The sequence below is a fragment of the Campylobacter concisus genome, assembly GCF_902460665.1.
GTDB lineage: Bacteria > Campylobacterota > Campylobacteria > Campylobacterales > Campylobacteraceae > Campylobacter_A > Campylobacter_A concisus_AL.
This window is the reverse complement of the sequence record NZ_CABPUR010000002.1, coordinates 170,231-188,159: the sequence shown is the minus strand read 5'-3', so window position 1 is coordinate 188,159 and position 17,929 is coordinate 170,231. Positions and strand designations below refer to the sequence as shown.

At 36.3% G+C, this 17,929-nt stretch carries 25 protein-coding genes; 7 read left to right on the top strand and 18 right to left on the bottom strand.

The window, feature by feature from the left end; genetic code table 11:
• Positions 1 to 6 precede the first annotated feature (6 nt).
• Entirely contained in the window at positions 7 to 294 is a 288-nt protein-coding gene (gatC, locus tag F3G66_RS04310; protein ID WP_072594515.1) for an Asp-tRNA(Asn)/Glu-tRNA(Gln) amidotransferase subunit GatC, read from the bottom strand.
• A gap of 127 nt (positions 295 to 421) precedes the next feature.
• On the opposite strand from gatC, the gene F3G66_RS04305 reads away from it, so the two are divergent.
• From F3G66_RS04305 to F3G66_RS09720, 6 genes are all read left to right on the top strand, one after another.
• On the top strand, positions 422 to 985 hold the full coding sequence (locus F3G66_RS04305) for a hypothetical protein (RefSeq protein WP_149707262.1): 564 nt from the start codon (positions 422 to 424) through the stop codon (positions 983 to 985).
• The gene (locus tag F3G66_RS04300) at positions 985 to 1,992 is read left to right on the top strand and encodes an L-seryl-tRNA selenium transferase (RefSeq protein WP_087579195.1); all 1,008 of its coding nucleotides are present in this window, start codon (positions 985 to 987) and stop codon (positions 1,990 to 1,992) included. Before F3G66_RS04305 ends, F3G66_RS04300 begins: the two co-directional genes overlap by 1 nt.
• The gene (locus F3G66_RS04295) at positions 1,989 to 2,321 is read left to right on the top strand and encodes a hypothetical protein (RefSeq protein WP_087579196.1); all 333 of its coding nucleotides are present in this window, start codon (positions 1,989 to 1,991) and stop codon (positions 2,319 to 2,321) included. Before F3G66_RS04300 ends, F3G66_RS04295 begins: the two co-directional genes overlap by 4 nt.
• Positions 2,308 to 2,937: a type III pantothenate kinase gene (locus F3G66_RS04290; RefSeq protein WP_149707261.1), complete on the top strand. Its 630-nt coding sequence runs from the start codon at positions 2,308 to 2,310 to the stop codon at positions 2,935 to 2,937. The genes F3G66_RS04295 and F3G66_RS04290 overlap by 14 nt, the downstream gene beginning before the upstream one ends.
• Positions 2,934 to 3,542: an ATP phosphoribosyltransferase gene (gene hisG / locus F3G66_RS04285; RefSeq protein WP_087579198.1), complete on the top strand. Its 609-nt coding sequence runs from the start codon at positions 2,934 to 2,936 to the stop codon at positions 3,540 to 3,542. The genes F3G66_RS04290 and hisG overlap by 4 nt, the downstream gene beginning before the upstream one ends.
• 366 nt (positions 3,543 to 3,908) lie before the next feature.
• Entirely contained in the window at positions 3,909 to 4,043 is a 135-nt protein-coding gene (locus tag F3G66_RS09720; RefSeq protein ID WP_258030513.1) for a hypothetical protein, read from the top strand.
• 307 nt (positions 4,044 to 4,350) lie between these two features.
• On the opposite strand, the gene F3G66_RS04275 is transcribed toward F3G66_RS09720, so the two are convergent.
• The 15 genes from F3G66_RS04275 to F3G66_RS04205 all read right to left on the bottom strand — a co-directional run bounded on the left by F3G66_RS04275 (position 4,351) and on the right by F3G66_RS04205 (position 15,794).
• Positions 4,351 to 4,995: an ABC transporter ATP-binding protein gene (locus F3G66_RS04275; RefSeq protein WP_149707260.1), complete on the bottom strand. Its 645-nt coding sequence runs from the start codon at positions 4,993 to 4,995 to the stop codon at positions 4,351 to 4,353.
• The gene (gene tsf / locus F3G66_RS04270; RefSeq protein WP_149707259.1) at positions 4,995 to 6,059 is read right to left on the bottom strand and encodes a translation elongation factor Ts; all 1,065 of its coding nucleotides are present in this window, start codon (positions 6,057 to 6,059) and stop codon (positions 4,995 to 4,997) included. Before tsf ends, F3G66_RS04275 begins: the two co-directional genes overlap by 1 nt.
• The gene (gene rpsB, locus F3G66_RS04265) at positions 6,059 to 6,847 is read right to left on the bottom strand and encodes a 30S ribosomal protein S2 (RefSeq protein WP_084041949.1); all 789 of its coding nucleotides are present in this window, start codon (positions 6,845 to 6,847) and stop codon (positions 6,059 to 6,061) included. The genes tsf and rpsB overlap by 1 nt, the downstream gene beginning before the upstream one ends.
• A gap of 145 nt (positions 6,848 to 6,992) precedes the next feature.
• Positions 6,993 to 7,208, bottom strand: a complete 216-nt coding sequence (locus F3G66_RS04260) for an acetyltransferase (RefSeq protein ID WP_149707258.1) — start codon at positions 7,206 to 7,208, stop codon at positions 6,993 to 6,995.
• 77 nt (positions 7,209 to 7,285) lie between these two features.
• Complete coding sequence (locus F3G66_RS04255; RefSeq protein WP_149707257.1) at positions 7,286 to 8,065, bottom strand: DUF4198 domain-containing protein; 780 nt, start codon at positions 8,063 to 8,065, stop codon at positions 7,286 to 7,288.
• Positions 8,066 to 8,220: 155 nt separating this feature from the next.
• On the bottom strand, positions 8,221 to 8,952 hold the full coding sequence (gene pgeF, locus F3G66_RS04250) for a peptidoglycan editing factor PgeF (protein WP_149707256.1): 732 nt from the start codon (positions 8,950 to 8,952) through the stop codon (positions 8,221 to 8,223).
• Positions 8,953 to 8,961: 9 nt separating this feature from the next.
• A complete protein-coding gene (locus F3G66_RS04245; protein ID WP_103588530.1) occupies positions 8,962 to 9,576 on the bottom strand; it encodes a riboflavin synthase in 615 nt (204 codons plus the stop codon).
• A gap of 215 nt (positions 9,577 to 9,791) precedes the next feature.
• The gene (locus F3G66_RS04240) at positions 9,792 to 10,643 is read right to left on the bottom strand and encodes a YwqG family protein (RefSeq protein ID WP_149707255.1); all 852 of its coding nucleotides are present in this window, start codon (positions 10,641 to 10,643) and stop codon (positions 9,792 to 9,794) included.
• 10 nt (positions 10,644 to 10,653) lie between these two features.
• The gene (locus tag F3G66_RS04235) at positions 10,654 to 11,508 is read right to left on the bottom strand and encodes a CbrC family protein (protein WP_149707254.1); all 855 of its coding nucleotides are present in this window, start codon (positions 11,506 to 11,508) and stop codon (positions 10,654 to 10,656) included.
• Positions 11,509 to 11,700: 192 nt separating this feature from the next.
• Positions 11,701 to 12,636, bottom strand: a complete 936-nt coding sequence (gene accA, locus F3G66_RS04230; RefSeq protein WP_149707253.1) for an acetyl-CoA carboxylase carboxyl transferase subunit alpha — start codon at positions 12,634 to 12,636, stop codon at positions 11,701 to 11,703.
• 1 nt (position 12,637) lies between these two features.
• A complete protein-coding gene (locus F3G66_RS04225) occupies positions 12,638 to 13,849 on the bottom strand; it encodes a beta-ketoacyl-ACP synthase II (RefSeq protein WP_103583101.1) in 1,212 nt (403 codons plus the stop codon).
• A gap of 34 nt (positions 13,850 to 13,883) precedes the next feature.
• Entirely contained in the window at positions 13,884 to 14,117 is a 234-nt protein-coding gene (gene acpP, locus F3G66_RS04220) for an acyl carrier protein (protein ID WP_021091725.1), read from the bottom strand.
• An 86-nt stretch (positions 14,118 to 14,203) separates the two neighbouring features.
• On the bottom strand, positions 14,204 to 14,947 hold the full coding sequence (fabG, locus tag F3G66_RS04215) for a 3-oxoacyl-ACP reductase FabG (protein ID WP_149707252.1): 744 nt from the start codon (positions 14,945 to 14,947) through the stop codon (positions 14,204 to 14,206).
• 58 nt (positions 14,948 to 15,005) lie between these two features.
• Positions 15,006 to 15,425, bottom strand: a complete 420-nt coding sequence (locus F3G66_RS04210) for a pyridoxamine 5'-phosphate oxidase family protein (RefSeq protein ID WP_149707251.1) — start codon at positions 15,423 to 15,425, stop codon at positions 15,006 to 15,008.
• A complete protein-coding gene (locus F3G66_RS04205) occupies positions 15,426 to 15,794 on the bottom strand; it encodes an L-arabinose ABC transporter (protein WP_223154214.1) in 369 nt (122 codons plus the stop codon).
• Between the two features lie 84 nt (positions 15,795 to 15,878).
• On the opposite strand from F3G66_RS04205, the gene F3G66_RS04200 reads away from it, so the two are divergent.
• Positions 15,879 to 16,400, top strand: a complete 522-nt coding sequence (locus tag F3G66_RS04200) for an ATP/GTP-binding protein (protein WP_149707250.1) — start codon at positions 15,879 to 15,881, stop codon at positions 16,398 to 16,400.
• A gap of 18 nt (positions 16,401 to 16,418) precedes the next feature.
• Here the strand turns inward: F3G66_RS04200 and F3G66_RS04195 are convergent, their stop codons facing one another.
• Positions 16,419 to 17,159: an EI24 domain-containing protein gene (locus F3G66_RS04195; RefSeq protein ID WP_149707249.1), complete on the bottom strand. Its 741-nt coding sequence runs from the start codon at positions 17,157 to 17,159 to the stop codon at positions 16,419 to 16,421.
• Entirely contained in the window at positions 17,156 to 17,851 is a 696-nt protein-coding gene (dut, locus tag F3G66_RS04190) for a dUTPase (RefSeq protein WP_149707248.1), read from the bottom strand. The genes F3G66_RS04195 and dut overlap by 4 nt, the downstream gene beginning before the upstream one ends.
• Positions 17,852 to 17,929: the final 78 nt, after the last annotated feature.

Here is a 17,929-nt window from a genome sequence, read left to right as displayed (position 1 = left end):
TTACCATTATTCTATTATTTTTGGTACAGCAAAAAAATGCCCTTCACGTGAAGGAGCGTACTTTAAGATCGTATCAATCACATCACTTGGTCTTGGCTCATCTTCTCTTAAAGGTGTGCCACCTTTTATAGAGCTAACTACAGCTTCATCGCTACTTAGATCAAGTTCATTTAAAATATCAACAAAAGATACAATCTCGCTTAGTTGTTTTTTCACTTCTTCTCTTTTTTCATCACTGATTTGTAAGGCAGAAAGTTTTTCTAATTTATTTAAAAGAGTGTCATCTATTTGCATTATATAAGTAACCTTATTAATTAATTTTGAGCCATTATATCACATTCAAGCTTTAATTTTGGGATAGTTTTAATTTAATTATGTTAAAATCTGCGAATTAAAATTTTTTAAAAATAAAGGAAAAGCGTTGGCTATAAAAGAAGATCTAACACAGATAAAACAAGAGATTGGTGCTCAAGAACAGTTTTTAGAAAGCATGATCAAAGGTGAGCGTTTCTTTAGAAAGTATAAAAAATTTATGATAATTGCCATTATTGTTGCTGTCGTTGCAATTATTGGATTTTATTCGAACAAAATAATAAATGATAATAGAATTGAAGATGCAAATTTGGCTTACTCAAAGCTCATTTTAAATCCAAACGATGCAAATGCCTTAAACATTTTAAAAGAAAAAGAACCAAATTTATATGCGCTTTTTTCACTTCAGCAAAAGCTTGATAAAAATGAGACAAATGGCATTAGTGAGCTTGCAAATTTAAAAGTAAATCCTATAGTAAAAGATATCATTCTTTCACAAAATGGTAATGCAAACACTCAAATTTTAAGCGAATATAGCACACTTTTAAAAGGTTTTGAGCTTTTAAAACAAAACAAAATCAAAGAAGCAAATGATGAGTTTAACAAAATTTCACTCGACTCTCAACTTCAAACTTTAGTTAAAAATTTAAAACACTATCAGGGAATAAAATAATGAAAAAAATTACTCTTTTCTTGGCTTTTGCCTTGGCTTTAGTTTTAAGCGGATGTGGCACAAAAAGACAATATTTTGAGCCAGCTCAAACCTCTGGCAAAATTTCTTTGTCAAAAGATATGCCATCTTATATCAAATCAGCAAATGCAAATGGTGCCACTCTTGACAATGGCAATATTATCACCAAAAATGGACTAAATACAAACATTAAGTTGCCTGAAAATTTTAATTTCTTAAATGAAAACAACGGCTTTATCATCTCAGCTAGTATAAATGGTGATCTAAATGTGACAGATCCTAGTGGACACAGCGTTTATAGTAATAAATTTCCAACAGCAATTGTTGCTGCTTCTCTTGATCAAAACCTATTAGCAGCTATCAGTGCGACAAACCACATCTATCTAATAGACATAAATACCGCAACAACAATAATGGAATATAGCTCGTCTAATATAGCAGCAGTTGATTCAAGGGTCGTAGCACCATTTTTTATGAGCTCACTTATCGTTTATCCAGCATTAGATGGCAAAATTTACATAGTACAAAAAGAGACTGGTAGAATTTTACGTGACGTGGTCGTAAGCTCTGAAAATTTCTTTAATAACATCATATTTTTAGGAGTTGAGGGCGATAATCTAATCGCAGCAACAGCTAAAAAACTTATCGTCATTAACCCAAACCAAACAGTTTATTATGACGGTGAGATCAAAGATGTACTGGTTAATAACGATGAAATTTATATCTTTAAAAAAGATGGTACGATCATAAGAACAAATCTTATGCTAAAAGAGCAAAATAAAGTTAATTTCAAATTTGCCATCTTCTCAGCAGCTACTATTATCAATAACAAGCTCTACGTAATCGAAAAAACAGGCTACGTTATAAAAACAAATTTAGATCTCAGTGGAGCTGAAATTTATGAGTTTAGCGATGAGATAAAAGATAAAAGCTTTATGGGCAATGGTGCCTTTTATTATGATAATGAACTTGTTAATTTAGGGCAATGAACCAAAAAATTTGGGAGCTTTTTGAAGCCAAAAAAATCCTTTTAAAAGATATCAAAGCACTTAATACAAGTGAATTTAGCACAAAAAAGACGCTTGATATCTTTTGGGGAGTGGACAATAAGAGCTTTTACAATCTTGTCTTTTTAAGAACAGCAAAAAGTAGATTGCTACGCAAAGAGGCTTTGGAGCTTGAAGAAATTTCTAAAAAAATAGAGATAAAATTCCAAACAAACCTAAGAAAAAAAACTATATTTTATAGCTCTGGCATTTGTTCTAAAGCCTTAAAAGAACTACAAGACAATAATTGGCGATGTTATGATTTTGTGTAATATAGGCAATACAAACGCTACATTTTTAGAAGATGGCAAAATCTTACGTATGAAAATTTCTGAGTTTAAAAGCTATAAACCAGAGAAAAAAGTATATTTTATATCCGTAAATGATGAAATTTTAAATCTTTTAAAAGATAATAAAATGTTTGTAAATTTAGAACCAGTTTTTACTATTGATACGATATATCAGGGTCTAGGCATAGATAGAATCGCTGCATGTTACTCTATAAATAATGGCGTAATCGTTGATGCTGGAAGTGCCATAACAGTTGACATTATGGCAAACTCTATCCATCTTGGAGGATATATCTTGCCAGGCATTTCAAGTATGCTAAATGCCTACAAAAGTATCTCGCCACGACTTGATATCACTATAAATTCACAAATTGACATAGATGCTCTACCACAAAAAACAGCCGATGCTGTGAGTTATGGCATTATTAAACCGATAATAACTCTACTAGATAAGCTAGCCGGTGACAAAAAAGTATATTTTACTGGTGGAGATGGCGACTTTTTATCAAAATTTTTTAAAAATGCTATTTGCGACAAGATGCTTGTTTTTCGTGCCATGCAAAAGCTAATAACTGAAAAGAAAGATATGATAATATGATAACAGTAGCACTACCAAAGGGAAGAATAGCCGAGGCAACACTAGAAATTTTTAGAAAAATTTTTGGTTCAAGTTTTTTATTTGAAGATAGAAAACTAATCCTTGAAGAAGGAAATTTTAGATTTTTAATGGTTCGCAACCAAGATATCCCAACTTATGTCACTGAAGGTGCAGCTGATATTGGTGTGGTGGGGCTTGACGTACTTGAAGAGCACAAGCCAAATGTTGTAAGGCTACTGGATTTAAAAATCGGACAGTGCAAAGTTTGCATCGGTATAAAAAATGACTCTGAGCTAGATCTAAACCAACCAGAGCTAAAAATAGCTACAAAAATGCCAAATATAACAAGGAATTATTTTACAAATCAAGCCGTAGCTGTAAAGATCATCAAGCTTTATGGTTCGATCGAACTTGCACCACTAGTTGGCTTAAGTGACGCGATAGTTGATGTAGTCGAGACTGGCTCAACTATGAAACAAAATGGACTAAAGATCGCTGGTGATATCATGCAAAGCTCAGCTTATCTAATAGCAAATAAAAATAGTTTTATTATTAAAAAAGATGAGATTTTAGAGCTTTATAAAAAAATCAAAGAGGAAATTTAAAGTCCTTCTCTATTATCATAAAGTATAAAATTTCTCTAATGATATAAAGTCCGATTATTTACTTATAAATTATTTTAGAATAATGCATTGGTAGTCACTGACACACTTTTATATTAATTTATCTTAATAGATTGGTACTGACATACCAAAGAGCGATCTAAATATTACAAAGATAGTAGTTTCTGACGAGCTAAGAGCTAAGCATAAGCTAAAGCCTCATCACGAACATTTAAGCTTTGATTGTATTTGCCATCAAAATCAAGACGATAATCCTAGCAAATTTAAAGAGATCGGTGATAATGACTGCACTAGCTGCCATACAAATGTGATAGGTAGCAATAAAATATCAGCACGAGCTCAAAAAATATGCACGCCCACTATAAAAAACTTCTTGGCAGCGATAAAGAGCTAAAATGTGTAAGCTACCACTATGATGCAGGATATAGCGCTGGCTTTAGAAATTACCTTGAATACTGGAAGCCAATATATAAAAATTTATGAAAATAAGATGCTTGAGCAAGAGATTGATACTAAGAAAAAATTTTGAAAGATGATTATAACCCTACAAAAAAAGAAGAGGAATTTTTAAAACAAAAGGCTGATAAGAATAATACAAAACCTGTTGTTGGGTTAACGGGATAAGTCTAAACTTTCTTATTAATCAGGCAAGTAATTTAAGCTTGCCTGATTTTACCTATTACGTAAAGCTTTTTAATACAAATTTTTATTATAAAGATATAGATAAATCTAAATTGGCAAAATTTATAGAAATACTAAAGATAAAATAGTAAATTTTGATCTTTAAAATTTAATAAATTCGTATAAACTCTTTGTTCTCGAGTTTGTATGAGTTGTCGCATTTAGCTGCTAGATCGTTGTCGTGAGTGACTAGAACAAGGGCAGCGTTATTTTCATTTATATAGTCAAATAAAACTTGCATCACCTCATTTGCAGTTTGCTTGTCAAGGTTGCCCGTTGGCTCGTCTGCAAAGATGATCTTTGGCTTTTTAGTAAGCACTCTAGCGATACTAACGCGCTGCTGCTGACCGCCACTTAGTTCGCCAACTTTTTGGTTCATAACGCTTGAAATTTTAAGCGCTTCAAGATCATTTTTTTCTATCTTTTCACCAGATAAAATACTAGCAAGCTCGATATTTTCATAAGCACTAAATCCTTTAAAAAGATAGTGCGACTGGAAAATAATGCCAAAATGAAGCCTTCTAATGGCCAAAAGCTCGTTTTGAGAAAGCTCATAGATAGATTTATCTTGATATATGACCTCACCAAAATTTGGTTTCAAAAGCGTTGAAAGTATATGTAAAAGCGTTGATTTTCCACAACCGCTAACGCCGGTTATCGCGATGCTTTGTTTTTGATTGAGAGTTAAATTTATATTATTAAAGAGCGTATAATCATACGCAAAGCCTAGATTAGACGCTCTTAAAATTTCCATTAGCCTATTTGAGCAGCAACTTCTGCAGCAAAGTCATCTACTTTTTTCTCTAAGCCTTCGCCAAGCTCGAAACGAACGTATTTTACGATCTCGATCTTGCCGCCAAGCTCTTTGCTTTTTTCTTCAATAACTTGTTCAATAGTCTTTTTATCGTCCATTACATAAAACTGGCCTAAAAGTGTGAGACGTTGATCAAGCACTGTGTTATCAGCGTAAAATCTCTCGATCTTACCAGGGATGATCTTGTCCCAAATTTTCTCAGGTTTGCCCTCAGCTTTTAGCTCTTCTTCGATCGCTTTTGTAGCTTTTGCAAGCTCTGCCTCGCCTATTTGGCAGCGACTAGCATATTCAGGAATGTGGTGAAGTGGTTTGCCTAGGCGTTTTAGCTCTTCATTATCTTTTTCAAGTTCAGCGCGAAGTGCGATAAATTCTTTCTCAACAAACTCTTTATCAAGGTCTTTGTAGCTTATAACGCTTGGCTTCATAGCAGCTGCGTGCATACATAAATTTCTTATAAATTCAGCTGCTTTGTTTGCAACTTCAGCACTTTCACAAGCTGCACCAATAAGTACGCCAACACGGCCATTTGAGTGAACATAGCCATTTACCACGCCTTTATCATCAGCAATAATAGTCTCAAAGCGACGAACTACAAGGTTTTCACCGATGGTTGCGATCTGAGTTTTGAAGTAATCTTCAAATTTAACACCATTTAAAGTGCTCGCATTTAGCTCTTCAACTGTTTTTATGCCGCTTGATTGGATGTGAGCTGTTGCATCTTTTGCAAGTGCTTGAAACTGTGGGTTTCTAGCAACGAAGTCGGTTTCAGAGTTAATCTCGCTAATAGTTGCTTTTTTGCATTTTGAGCAAACTTCAACACTTACTAAGCCCTCACTTGCAAGGCGGTCAGCCTTTTTAGCAGCTTGGCCTAGGCCTTTTTCACGAAGGATATCAACGGCTTTTTCCATGTCGCCATTTGCTTCGCCAAGTGCCTTTTTGCAGTCCATCATGCCAGCTCCGGTTGATTCGCGGAGCTCTTTTACCATTTGTGCAGTTATTTCCATTACTCTTCGTCCTCGCCAAAGTCTTCTTCGCTCATAGCCTCAGCTACAACTGCGTCTTTCTCATCTTGGCTTACTTCTTCACTAGCAGCTTGCTCACCACCATCTTGTTCAAGAAGTGATTTACCTTCGTTGATCGCCTCAGCCATCTCTTGGCAGAAAAGCTGAACAGAGCGGATCGCGTCGTCGTTTCCTGGGATCGGATAGTCAACAACGTCAGGATCGCAGTTTGTATCGATCGGTGCTACAACTGGAATTTTTAAGCGATTTGCCTCTTGAACAGCGATCTTTTCTTTAACTGTGTCAACAACAAATATCATATCAGGTAGGCTTTTCATATTGCGGATACCACCAAGAGTTGCGATAAGCTTCTCTTTTTTGCGGCGAAGCATTAAAGCCTCTTTTTTAGTTAACAAATTTATCGAACCATCTTCTTCCATAGTTTCGATAACTTCTAGCTTGCGGATAGACTGGCGGATAGTACCAAAGTTTGTCATCATACCACCTAACCAGCGGTGATTTACATAAGGCATTCCACATTTTTCAGCGTACTCTTTGATAGCATCGATAGCTTGTTTTTTAGTACCAACAAATAGCACTGACTTACCTTCAGCAGCTGCGTCACGAACAATGTTGTAAGTGTAGCGGAAGTAGCGGATAGTCTTTTGTAGATCTATAATGTAGATACCTTTTCTCTCGCCAAAGATAAATTTTTTCATCTTTGGATTCCAGCGGCGTGTTTGGTGACCAAAATGTACGCCACACTCTAATAAATCTCTCATAGTTACCATGAGTTTCTCCTTGTTTTAGGCATTTTGCCTTGAATTTAGTTTTATCCTCCACGACCATTAATGCTTTCGCACAACCAAATTTAGGATTGTCGTGTGTGAAATAAAGGGGGATTATACTTAAAGTAATATGAATTTAAACTAAAGTTTATTTACTTAATTGTGAGTCTTCTTCGATTTTTATTAATTTAGCAAAAATTTCTGCCATTGCTTGCCTTTTTTCGGATGAAATTTCAAGCTTCTTGATATTTAAAAGAATGCTTACAAACTCCTCGTTTTGTAGCGTTTCTACGCCAAATTTTCTTGCGTTTGTAGTGATTTTTAGCACAAGAGGATTTTTTGATTTAAAGTTTTCGTAAGACATTCTTTCTCTACTTTCAAAATTACAAAGCGATTATAAAAAATTTATAATAAATTCGGACTCAAATTTATATCAAACTTTTATTCTTTTATCTCAAAGCTAAGTGTCGTTTTTAACGTCTCTTTATCACACTTCGCAGCATCTGGATAAGGTCTTTCATAAATAACTTCAAATACCCAAAATCCTGGTCTTAGAGCTAATACTTCAATGATGCCTTGCTCATCTGTCATACCGTAAAACGCGTGCTTATGGTCTAAAAATCCAGCAAAAGTACCAGTTAGTTTGGCTCGCTCTAGCGGCTTTCCATCAGCAAAAACCTGCAATTTAAAAGGCTTATCTACTCTAAATTCCGCAGGATTTTGTAGTGGCACGATCTCGATTTTAACTCCAATAGGTTTAGTTACGAAGTCGTTTGTTTCACCTAAATTTAAGACACTCTTAGATGTTATCGTCATCAGCCGGCAAATCTGTATATCGCTTAGATCCTTTAGATCAAGCTTAGTTTTGTCTATTAGCCACTTGCCATCACTACGCTTTTTAAGCGAATACATAGGATTTTGCTGTGCTAGTAAGATATATGTGCCTTTGTCTAATCTTTCGCCCTCGTAGCGGTAGTTCTCGCCACTTTGTGTAAGCTTCTTTTTGCTACCATCTTTACTTATTACAGTAATTGGCGCAAAAAGATGGACGCGTTCGGCCATAATAGGCTCTAGCTTTGGAAAATCGTCGCTATAACCCATGTTTGCGATAAATTTTCCTAGCTTTTCATCATTAGCTCCATCTACCCAAAACATGTGTGCTTGCGCCATATAAAAGGCTCCTGTTAACATAATGGCGGTCAAAATTTTACCTATTTTCATGATTTTCCTTGTTGTTATTTTTGAGATTCGATGTCAAATTGTAGCTAAAAATTATTATATTTAGCCATTTTTTAGATCAAATTAAATATCAAAACGTTCAATACAATTTAGCTAGCAAATTTTAACAGGCAAGTAATGAAGCTAAAAATTTACTTTTATTTTTTAGTATTTATCGATGTGGCTCTATTCATCACAAATCCGCAAAAACGCCCAGTCCTACTCTGTTTGCGGTATGAGAATAATTCATCTCTCTCAAAAGTGCAACGAGGATCTAGCGATATTTGCTCTACCCCGAGCTTAGCAAATTCGTCTAATAAAGCTGCGTTTATATCAAATTTTCCATCTTTTTTATATCGGTTAAATTCACCAAGATCTAGCTTGCCTACTTCGTAGTTTTGCACTTTGATATTTGCGCCTATAAATACGCGTAAATTACTAGCGCGACAACCAAGCTCACTCGTCATTAGCCCCACTGCATTTGTACAAATTTTACTAGTAACACCTGCGCGTCCCGCATGCACAGCTGCGACTACGCCAAGATGTTCATCTATTATCAAAACAGGTGCGCAGTCTGCGACTAAGACGCAAAGTGCTACGCCTTTTAGTGATGTTATCACACCATCGCATGGAGGTAGATCGTCGTTAAAATCTTGCAAAATTTCCACTCTATTTGAGTGGATTTGGCTCATAAATTTTAAATTAACAGGCATAATACCAAGCGCCGTTGCTAAAATTTCACGATTTTGTGCGACCTTTAGTGGATCATCGCCAACATGATCTGCTAAATTTAAGCTCTCAAAAGCCCCCTCACTCACACCGCCAAATCTATTTGTAAAGCCAGCTAATACGCCATTTTTATCAAAGACTATCTCTAAATTTTCACGCATTTTATCCACCTAATAAAGGCTAGAAATTCGCTCAACATCGTCCCAGCTAAGGCCACTATCTTGCTTACAAAAAAGCTGCCTAGCTACGTATCGAGCCAAAAGATCACTTTCAATATTTACGCGCCTGCCGACCTTAAAAGTGCCAAAAAGGCTATCTCTAAAAGTGATTGGTATGATAGTGAGCCTTATACCCTTTGGCAAAATTTCATTTATGGTTAGACTCACGCCCTCGACGCCCACCGAACCTTTATTTGACATCAAGCTCATAGCATCGCGCGGCAAGTCGATGTAAAAATCAACCCCATTCTCATTCTTTTTGATATTTGAAATTTTACCGATAAAATCGATATGTCCTTGCATCAAATGACCATCTACTCGGTCTCCTAGCTTCATCGCTGGCTCGATATGCACTCTTTCTTTTAAATTTTCAACCGCGATATTTGCCCTACTCTCTGCGCTTAGCTCCACACTAAAGCCATCTTCATGCAGTTTTATTACGCTCAGGCAAGCACCATTTACGGCAATGCTATCGCCTAAATTTGGACGAAAATTTGCCTTTAGCCTTAAAATATTTTGTGAATAACTAACAACCTGTGCGATCTCACGAATCAAGCCATTAAACATATTTTGCCTTTAAAATTTTTAAGGATTTTACTAAATTTTGCCTAAATTTGGGCATTACCATCTTTGATTATTTTATATATTTAAGTAGTTAGTGGCAGAAATGGCGGTGGAATTTTGGCAATCGCACCAAGAATGCTAGCAAAAATTTATTGTGTAACCCTAGTATAAAATTTCTCTATAAATTTCAATTTTTATCTTTTATAAATTTGGCAGCCTTAGCTTGTCTGTAAAATTAGCCACGTCTTGCTAAAATCGCGTGCTACCAGATCATCCCTCTTTATCCACAGATAAATTCTACCCTCTCCGTCCCAGTCCATATCGCCCTCATCATCACTATCTATCTGTAAAAGTAGTTGCCACTGGGCAGAATTTTTCTCAAATTCCGCTATTCTTGAGTGGTGATAAGCGCTACCATCACCACAGCTAAGCCCATTTGTAACTAGCTCACACTCTAGCTCCATACCATCTTGGACATTATCAGAGTGTCCAAGAAGCTTATTTGCTTTAGCCTGCCAGCTTGGCTCAATAACCTCGTGATAGGCCTCCCACTCAGCCTCACTAATTTTGCTAAATGGCACAATCGAGCTTTGTAAATTTGGCAAATTTATCTCATTTTCAAAGCTAAGCAAGCGTGCGTTAAATGCAGAATTTTCTCCCTCTAAACTCTCCGCTCTCCTGCAAGAAAGTGGCCCATCATTTACATCAGAAAAGATCACTGCAAAGCCATTTTTATCGACAGGATCATAGCCCCAAACACGCAAATTTCTATCATAAAAGAGATAGAGCATTCCGCTTTTTGGCAGTAGTGAGTCAATGTCAAATTTGCTAGCTTCAGCAAAATTTATCTGTGCCACAAAACTCAAAGCACCATTTTCATTTGAAGGCCATGATAAACCATCTGGCAGATCTGGTGAGCCACCAAATTTAGACGCTCCAACGGCGATATCATCGTCATTTTTAGCTTGCGTATCTATCCTTATGGCATTTCTTGCTAGTGGCGATAAAAGTTTAAAAAGTTCATCCAGGCCACGTTCTTTACAACCTTTAGAAATTTTTGCAATATCCATATTTTCCTCTTTAACAAGCATCAACGTATATATGATACTTCTTACAATGCAAACAACGAAACAAATATCCGGCAATATCACCAGCTTTAACAAGATATTCGCGTAGCATTTTATCGTCGTATTCGGCTCTTTTTGCGTAGTCCTCAAAAACCTCGTCTGCTATACCCATTTCTTCAAGCTCTCTTGTACCAACGTCACCTAAAAATTCGCAATAATCATCACAACAAACTATCCAATGCTCGCCCTGCCAGCTCTTGTAGCCAGGTGTTCTTCTAAAAAGTTCGTCATCCTTTTTGGTATCATTTGTAGATAGCTTATCAGCATCTTGCACAAATGTAGCATCAAATTTCTTAGCAGCCTTACCACTAGAAATACAAGTAGGACAAAGATACGAAATATCTTGCTCGCAATAAATGCTACCGCTATAATAAACTTCAGTATCTTTGCCACAACACTCACACACTATGCTCATATCATCTTTAAATGTGCCAGTTTTTAAAGGATCGGGATGGTAGATAAATTTTGGCAGCGTGGAAGCTTTTTCTTTTTGAGCCAAAATTTGACCTCTACTTTTTGGGCGAGGCAGCGCCCATTTATCATTTTCGTCAATAAATTGCACTAGATAGCCAAGTGCCTTTAGCTGTTTTTTATCACTTTTGTCATGTATCTTTAAAAGTAAGTCGTAAGCACTCTTTCTCATAGATAAAAGCTGATAAACATCGACCAAAACATACTTTGCGCAAGCGTCATCACAATTTTCCAACTCTTCTTTAAACTGGTAGAGTGCCTCAATACTAGAAGCATTGCCATTATTTTTATAATATTCTTTTGAAAGAGTGATATATTTTTCTTGAAATTTATTCATTAATACTCTTTATGTGGATTTGATGTTAACAATTTTAGTGTTTAAATCTTAAAGATATAAAAGCTAGTATAAAAATTATGGCTATTAAATCGATTAAATTTATATCGATTTTTAAATTGTTTTAGTATTTTAGTAGATGATGCCACAAACAAATTTGATAAGTATTCTTATAAAATTGTTGTGACTATAAATTTATTCTTCAAATGCTCCGATAGAGAGAATTTTTTCTATTCTTTTTGCTACAAGATCATTTATATCAAGCTTTTCAAGCTCAGCTAGCTCTGAGACAAAATAATTTGCAAGTGCTTTTGCGGCACCATCTTTATCTCTATGAGCTCCATTTATAGGCTCATCTATAACAGCATCAATCAGTGATAGACTTTTTAAATCATCAGCTGTTATTTTCATAGATTTTGTAGCTTGTTCTTGTTTAGCTGGGTCATTCCAAAGTATTGCCGCACAGCCTTCTGGTGAAATAACTGAAAACACAGAATTTTTCATCATAGCAAGTCTATCAGCCACGCCTATAGCTAAAGCGCCACCACTTCCACCTTCGCCTATGACAACAGCAATTATTGGAGTTTTTAAATTTGCAAACTCAAATAAATTTCTAGCTATGGCTTCACTTTGTCCTCGCTCTTCAGCTCCAACACCTGGATATGCGCCTGGAGTGTCTATGAGAAATAAAATGGGTAGATTAAATTTCTCAGCCATTTTTGCAACTCTAAGAGCTTTGCGATAACCCTCAGGATGAGGCATACCAAAATTTCTTCTTAATTTGTTTTTAGTGCCACGGCCTTTTTGCTCGCCTATAACGACAGTCTTTTTGCCTCCGATATAGCCGATGTAGCAAACTATCGCTGGATCATCTCTAAATGCTCTATCTCCATGAATCTCATATCCATCAATTAAAAACGCATTAATATAATCAATAGAATATGGTCTATCTGGATGACGAGCAAGTTGCAAACGTTGATATTCGTTTAAATTTTTATATATTTTTGATATCTCTTTAGATAAATTCTTATTTAAAATTTCAACAGCATGTTCATCGCCTCTGATCTTAGCATTTGCTATATCTTCATCAATTTGCTTTATGCTTTTTTCAAAATCTAAATAATTTGACATCTTAATCCAACTTTTTAAATATCACGACGCCATTCGTGCCGCCAAAGCCAAACGAATTGCTCATAACAGCCTTTATATCAGCTTTTCTAGCTTTATTTGGAACATAGTCTAGATCACACTCTGGATCAGGAGTTTCGTAGTTTATTGTTGGAGGTATAATACCGTCTCTCATTGCCATTATAGATATAACAGCCTCGATCGCACCAGCACCACCTAGGCAGTGTCCAGTTTGACCTTTTGTTGAGCTAACTGGTGGACATTTGTCACCAAAAACTGCTTTTAACGCCGCAGTTTCATTCTTGTCATTTACAGGTGTTGAAGTACCATGTGCATTGACATAATCTATCTTTACACCTTTTGCCATATCAAGTGCTTGTTTCATCGCACTTAATGGACCTTCAAGTGTTGGTGACGTGATATGATGAGCATCTCCACTCTCGCCAAATCCAACTACTTCAGCATAAATTTTAGCACCTCTTGCAATAGCTGACTCATACTCTTCAAGTACAAGCGCACCGGCTCCTTCACCCATTACAAAACCATCACGATTTGCGTCAAATGGCCTTGATGCCTTACTTGGCTCATCATTTCTAGTTGAGAGAGCTTTCATTGCTGCAAAGCCGCCTATACCTACACCACAAATAGTAGACTCAGCGCCGATAACTAGCATATTTGTAGCTTGACCAATCATAATGCATTTTACAGCTTGCGATATCGCATGAGTGCTTGCTGCACATGCTGTTACACTAGACAAATTTGGACCCTTAAGTCCGTGATTTATAGAAACTATACCACCTAGCATATTTACAAGTGCAGATGGAATAAAAAATGGTGAAATTCTCTTTACACCTTTTTCAAAATATGTAATCGAGTTTTTCTCAATATTTGGCAAACCGCCTATACCAGCTGCTGAACTAACGCCAAATTTATGAGCATCAAACTCTTTAAAATTCGCATCAGCCATAGCTTCATTAGATGCTTTTATGCCAAGCTGTATGAAACGATCTACTTTTTTCACCTCTTTGCCGTCCAAAATACTATTTGGATCAAAATCAGTTATCTCGGCAGCAATTTTAACAGGAAAGTCACTTACATCAAAGCTCGTGATCTCTTTCACACCTGTTTTACCCTCGCAAATAGCCTTAAAAGAACTCTCTTTGTCAAGGCCAAGTGCGTTTATCATGCCTATACCAGTTACAACGACTCGTTTCAATACATCTCCTTAAATCAAACTATGTAAATTTTAATTATTTACCTAGTTTTTCTATATAATTTACAACGTCTTGAATGCTTATTAATTTCTCTGCTTCGCTATCAGGAATTTCTACTTCAAATTTCTCTTCTAAAGCCATAACTAGCTCTACAACGTCAAGTGAATCAGCGCCTAAATCCTCAATGATTTTAGACTCTAATTTTACTGCTTGTGGATCTACGCTTAGTTGCTCTACAACTACGTCTCTTACGTCTTCAAATACTGCCATTTAAGGTCTCCTTATAAAAAATGTCTGTTATCTTATAATATTTACGCTTTTATTTATTTTAAATTTCAAAACTTGTTGAAATTTCATTACATATAAAGTCCGCCGTTTATTTTAAGTGTCTCGCCAGTCACGTAACTTGCGTGATCGCTCAGCAAAAATGCCACAGCCTCAGCCACCTCGCTAGCGTTGCCAAAGCGTTTTAGCGGGATATTATCACTATAAGTTTTTTTCACCTCATCACTTAGCCCATGCGTCATATCAGTCTCGATAAAGCCCGGAGTTACGCTGTTAAAGCGGATATTTCTGCTTGCGCCCTCTTTTGCAAAGCTCTTACTCATGGCGATTAGTCCGCCCTTGCTGGCTGAATAATTCACCTGTCCAGCATTTCCCATCTCGCCAACGATAGATGCGATATTTACGACCGCTCCAAAGCGCTTTTTGCTCATCACTTTTAAAGCCTCTCTACATCCTATGAAAGCTGAAGTTAAATTTGCATTTATCACATCTGTAAATTCGCTAGTTTTCATGCGAAGCGCTAGCTTGTCGTTTGTGATGCCAGCGTTATTTACAAGATAGCTTAGCTCGCCGTCGCTATCAACTATCAAATTTATACCTTTTATAAACTCATTTTCGTCTGTCGCGTCAAATTTTATCACTGCAGCCTTGCCGCCATTTTGCTCGATCTCAGCTTGTAAAGCGTCTGCTATCTCAGGCTTTGAGCGGTAGTTTATCCACACTTTTAAGCCCATATTTGCAAGCGTCTTTGCGATCTGTGCGCCGATACCTCTACTTGCGCCTGTTATTAGTACGTTTTTTCCGCTAAATTTCATAAATTCTCCTTATTTTTTTCTAATTTTTCAACGATTGTAGCTTATATAAGCTTAACGTCTAAATTTTATCGTTTCTTTCCCACTTTATCTTTTTGCCGAAACCAAGAACATTACTTGTAAATTTTAGTTTTTCAAGGCTTATACACCAAATTTTTGGATCCATTGCTTTTGCATAAAAAAATCTTTTAAAGTAAATTTCTCGCTCACTTGCGCTAGCCTTGCTCATCACTCCTTGAAACTGTACGCCCTCTATCTTGCCAACGATCTTTGTATCAAGAGCGACCGTACCAGCAACAAGCTTTGAGTTTTTTAAAAATTTGATATGTGAGCTATCATCAGAGCTAGCTAACAAAAGGCTAAAATTTAGCTCATCAAAGGCGTAAAACGCGCTAAAAGCGTAAGGCTGCCCATCATCATCAATGGCGCAAACGCTTGCAAGATGCATCTTTTTTAAAAATTTAACTATCCTCTCATCCATCTAAATTCCTCTAAAAATGTCAAGAATGGTTTGAAATTTAAAGATGACTACGGCGATTATAAGCACCCAAAGCGTAAAAATAATGAGCTCTATTAGAGTAAATTTATCTTTTGCAACCTTTTTAAAAGCAAGCATTGTTAAAAATGCCCCAAAAAAGCCACCAATTAGCGAAAAATAGTGGATCGCATTTACCTTTACGAAGCTTGGCAAAAGCCCTTTAAAAAATAGTGAAAACATCAAAATGGCAAGCAAATTTGCAAGTATCAAGTAGTAGCCAACGACTGGCAAAACTGGGCAAAGCCTAGCAAAAACAAAGCTTAAAACAGTGATAAGCATCAGCAAAAAGATCCTAGTCCCAAAACAACACATCGCCCGTCCTTTTTTGACGCATTTTACAAAATTTTGCTTTATGAAATTAAAAATTTGCCGATTTAGCCTCAAAAGGATTTAAAAATGCAAACAAATTTTTACTCTCAAGGAAGCTACAACAACATGAGCTTTTCGATGAAGACTAGCTCAGGCGACGAGATAAGCTTTTCTATGTATGACAATAAAAGTTTGGAGTTTTCTAGCCAGAAAAATGGCACTTCAAACCAAAGAAGCCTAACTCTCACGCATGAATACGGCTATGAATTTGCTTATAAAGGCAACGGTATAGACGAGCAGGATATGAAAGAGATCGAAGAGGCTATGAAGCAAATTCGCCCACAGGTTGATGAGTTTATGAAAAATGTCAAAGAGGGCGACAAGATCGCGGGTAGTAGCCAAAGCATAAGTGAGCTTTCAAACAAGATCAAGCAGATGCTGCCTGACGCAAAAGATATGGATCATAAAAATTTCATAAATGATAATATGCTAAAGATGTTTGACGAACTTTTAGCTAAAAATGATGCTAATAAAAACCTACTAAGTGCGACAAAAAGGCTATTTGATACCTTGCTTGATGAGAGCAACAAACTATCTTACTACGCATAAATTTAGGGCCTTTTGGCTCTAAATTTTAACTAGCGCCTCCCTTTGATAAAAGAGGTGCGACAAAACTATCACAAAGTAAAGCTGGAAAAATAATCCCACAAGCGGCACAAGCGAGATGAGATAAAACAAAAGTGTAAAAACTACAAATTTAACCCCGCCACCCTCAAGCAGTGCTAGCTCGAATTTATCGCTATCAAGCGTGTTTGAGCCAACGTCTATGAGTAAAAGCTTATAGTAGATGTAAAAAAACGGCACGTTGATGATGAAAAAATTTACAAATGGCACAAACAAAAGTGGCAAGCAAACAAGCAAGATCCCAAGAAATTTCACGATCTCAACCATCATCACCTTTAGCACTCTAGCCGTGCTAGCCTCACTTTTAAGCACGTAGTTGTAGTGCCTTTTGTTTATCTCTTTGGCTACAACTGGCGTTAAAAAGCCAGCTACTATTAGGGCGATCACGATGCTAATGATGATCGTTAAAAAGGTACTTAAGACGTAAAAAAGTATGCTAACTATCCACTTTGTAGCGCTAAAGCTTAAAATTTTAATAGCTATAAAAGATAGCGTCGAGTTTGACTCTAGAAAGGCAAAATTTTCGTTTTTAGCGCCGTCACTTAAAAGGTCAAATATCTCGCCACCTCCCCATATCGTAAGCCAAGCTAGGCAAAGTATGCTAAGACAAAGTGGCAAGATCGATAGCGTTATAAATTTGGCTGTAAAAAAGTCTTTAAAGCCAAGACGAAGAAGATTTATCATTTTACCTTTTTGTATTCACGCTCAAGTGCAGCGTAAATTTCATCAATCGTGCTAACGCCATTTGATAAAATTTCACTCATCACTTCGTTATCTTCGCGTCCGTTCCAAATTTTCTTATAGCTGCCCTCTTTGTAGCCATTATTTTGGCGGAAGCGATTTAGCACGTTTTTAGCGATGTAGCACTCATAAAGCGAGTATAAATTTACGCCACATTTTAAAGACATTGAGAAATAAGTTTTAAAGATATCAAAGATGTCATAGTCAAAGCCGCTGCACTCATGTATGAGCATCTCAACGTCGTTCATGATCTCATAAATGCTCTCATCTTCGACCTTTAATGGCTCTTTGCAATAGTCACTAAAGCCACTTGACTGGCAGATATCATCAGCTAATGTCTCAACATCGCCAAGCTGTTTAGCCTTGTAAATTTGTAGCGCTAGGCTCATTATAAAGTGCCAGATATCGACAACCTCTATGCGTAAATTTTGCTCATCAGTCTTAGCATCTATGCTCTTCCAGTGCTTCCAAGCAAAGCTATCAATGAGCTCAGCGCACTCCATATATATGCAGCGCCTCCAGCTTATGAGTTTATTTTTATTTGTATAGCCATTTTCCCAACCAAGCCCGTTTGTCTCGTCATTTAGGCTTTGTTGCATCTTTAACATCTCTAAAACAATAGTTCTTTCATCCATTTTTAAACCTTTTAAATTTTAAATGATTATAACAAAAAACAATTAATGCTTAAGCGACAAGCTTGACCCAAATCATCT

Coding starts and splice junctions, on each gene's coding strand:
- F3G66_RS04290 (WP_149707261.1), top strand. CDS start 2,308: ATGATTTTGTGTAATATAGGCAATACAAACGCTACATTTTTAGAAGAT.
- F3G66_RS04200 (WP_149707250.1), top strand. CDS start 15,879: ATGCAAACAAATTTTTACTCTCAAGGAAGCTACAACAACATGAGCTTT.
- F3G66_RS04300 (WP_087579195.1), top strand. CDS start 985: ATGAAAAAAATTACTCTTTTCTTGGCTTTTGCCTTGGCTTTAGTTTTA.
- dut (WP_149707248.1), bottom strand. CDS start 17,851: ATGGATGAAAGAACTATTGTTTTAGAGATGTTAAAGATGCAACAAAGC.
- rpsB (WP_084041949.1), bottom strand. CDS start 6,847: ATGGTAACTATGAGAGATTTATTAGAGTGTGGCGTACATTTTGGTCAC.
- F3G66_RS04195 (WP_149707249.1), bottom strand. CDS start 17,159: ATGATAAATCTTCTTCGTCTTGGCTTTAAAGACTTTTTTACAGCCAAA.
- F3G66_RS04240 (WP_149707255.1), bottom strand. CDS start 10,643: ATGGATATTGCAAAAATTTCTAAAGGTTGTAAAGAACGTGGCCTGGAT.
- F3G66_RS04275 (WP_149707260.1), bottom strand. CDS start 4,995: ATGGAAATTTTAAGAGCGTCTAATCTAGGCTTTGCGTATGATTATACG.
- F3G66_RS04255 (WP_149707257.1), bottom strand. CDS start 8,065: ATGAAAATAGGTAAAATTTTGACCGCCATTATGTTAACAGGAGCCTTT.
- fabG (WP_149707252.1), bottom strand. CDS start 14,947: ATGAAATTTAGCGGAAAAAACGTACTAATAACAGGCGCAAGTAGAGGT.
- F3G66_RS04205 (WP_223154214.1), bottom strand. CDS start 15,794: ATGTGTTGTTTTGGGACTAGGATCTTTTTGCTGATGCTTATCACTGTT.
- F3G66_RS09720 (WP_258030513.1), top strand. CDS start 3,909: ATGCACGCCCACTATAAAAAACTTCTTGGCAGCGATAAAGAGCTAAAA.
- accA (WP_149707253.1), bottom strand. CDS start 12,636: ATGTCAAATTATTTAGATTTTGAAAAAAGCATAAAGCAAATTGATGAA.
- F3G66_RS04260 (WP_149707258.1), bottom strand. CDS start 7,208: ATGTCTTACGAAAACTTTAAATCAAAAAATCCTCTTGTGCTAAAAATC.
- F3G66_RS04235 (WP_149707254.1), bottom strand. CDS start 11,508: ATGAATAAATTTCAAGAAAAATATATCACTCTTTCAAAAGAATATTAT.
- hisG (WP_087579198.1), top strand. CDS start 2,934: ATGATAACAGTAGCACTACCAAAGGGAAGAATAGCCGAGGCAACACTA.
- gatC (WP_072594515.1), bottom strand. CDS start 294: ATGCAAATAGATGACACTCTTTTAAATAAATTAGAAAAACTTTCTGCC.
- acpP (WP_021091725.1), bottom strand. CDS start 14,117: ATGGCAGTATTTGAAGACGTAAGAGACGTAGTTGTAGAGCAACTAAGC.
- F3G66_RS04295 (WP_087579196.1), top strand. CDS start 1,989: ATGAACCAAAAAATTTGGGAGCTTTTTGAAGCCAAAAAAATCCTTTTA.
- tsf (WP_149707259.1), bottom strand. CDS start 6,059: ATGGAAATAACTGCACAAATGGTAAAAGAGCTCCGCGAATCAACCGGA.
- pgeF (WP_149707256.1), bottom strand. CDS start 8,952: ATGCGTGAAAATTTAGAGATAGTCTTTGATAAAAATGGCGTATTAGCT.
- F3G66_RS04210 (WP_149707251.1), bottom strand. CDS start 15,425: ATGGATGAGAGGATAGTTAAATTTTTAAAAAAGATGCATCTTGCAAGC.
- F3G66_RS04245 (WP_103588530.1), bottom strand. CDS start 9,576: ATGTTTAATGGCTTGATTCGTGAGATCGCACAGGTTGTTAGTTATTCA.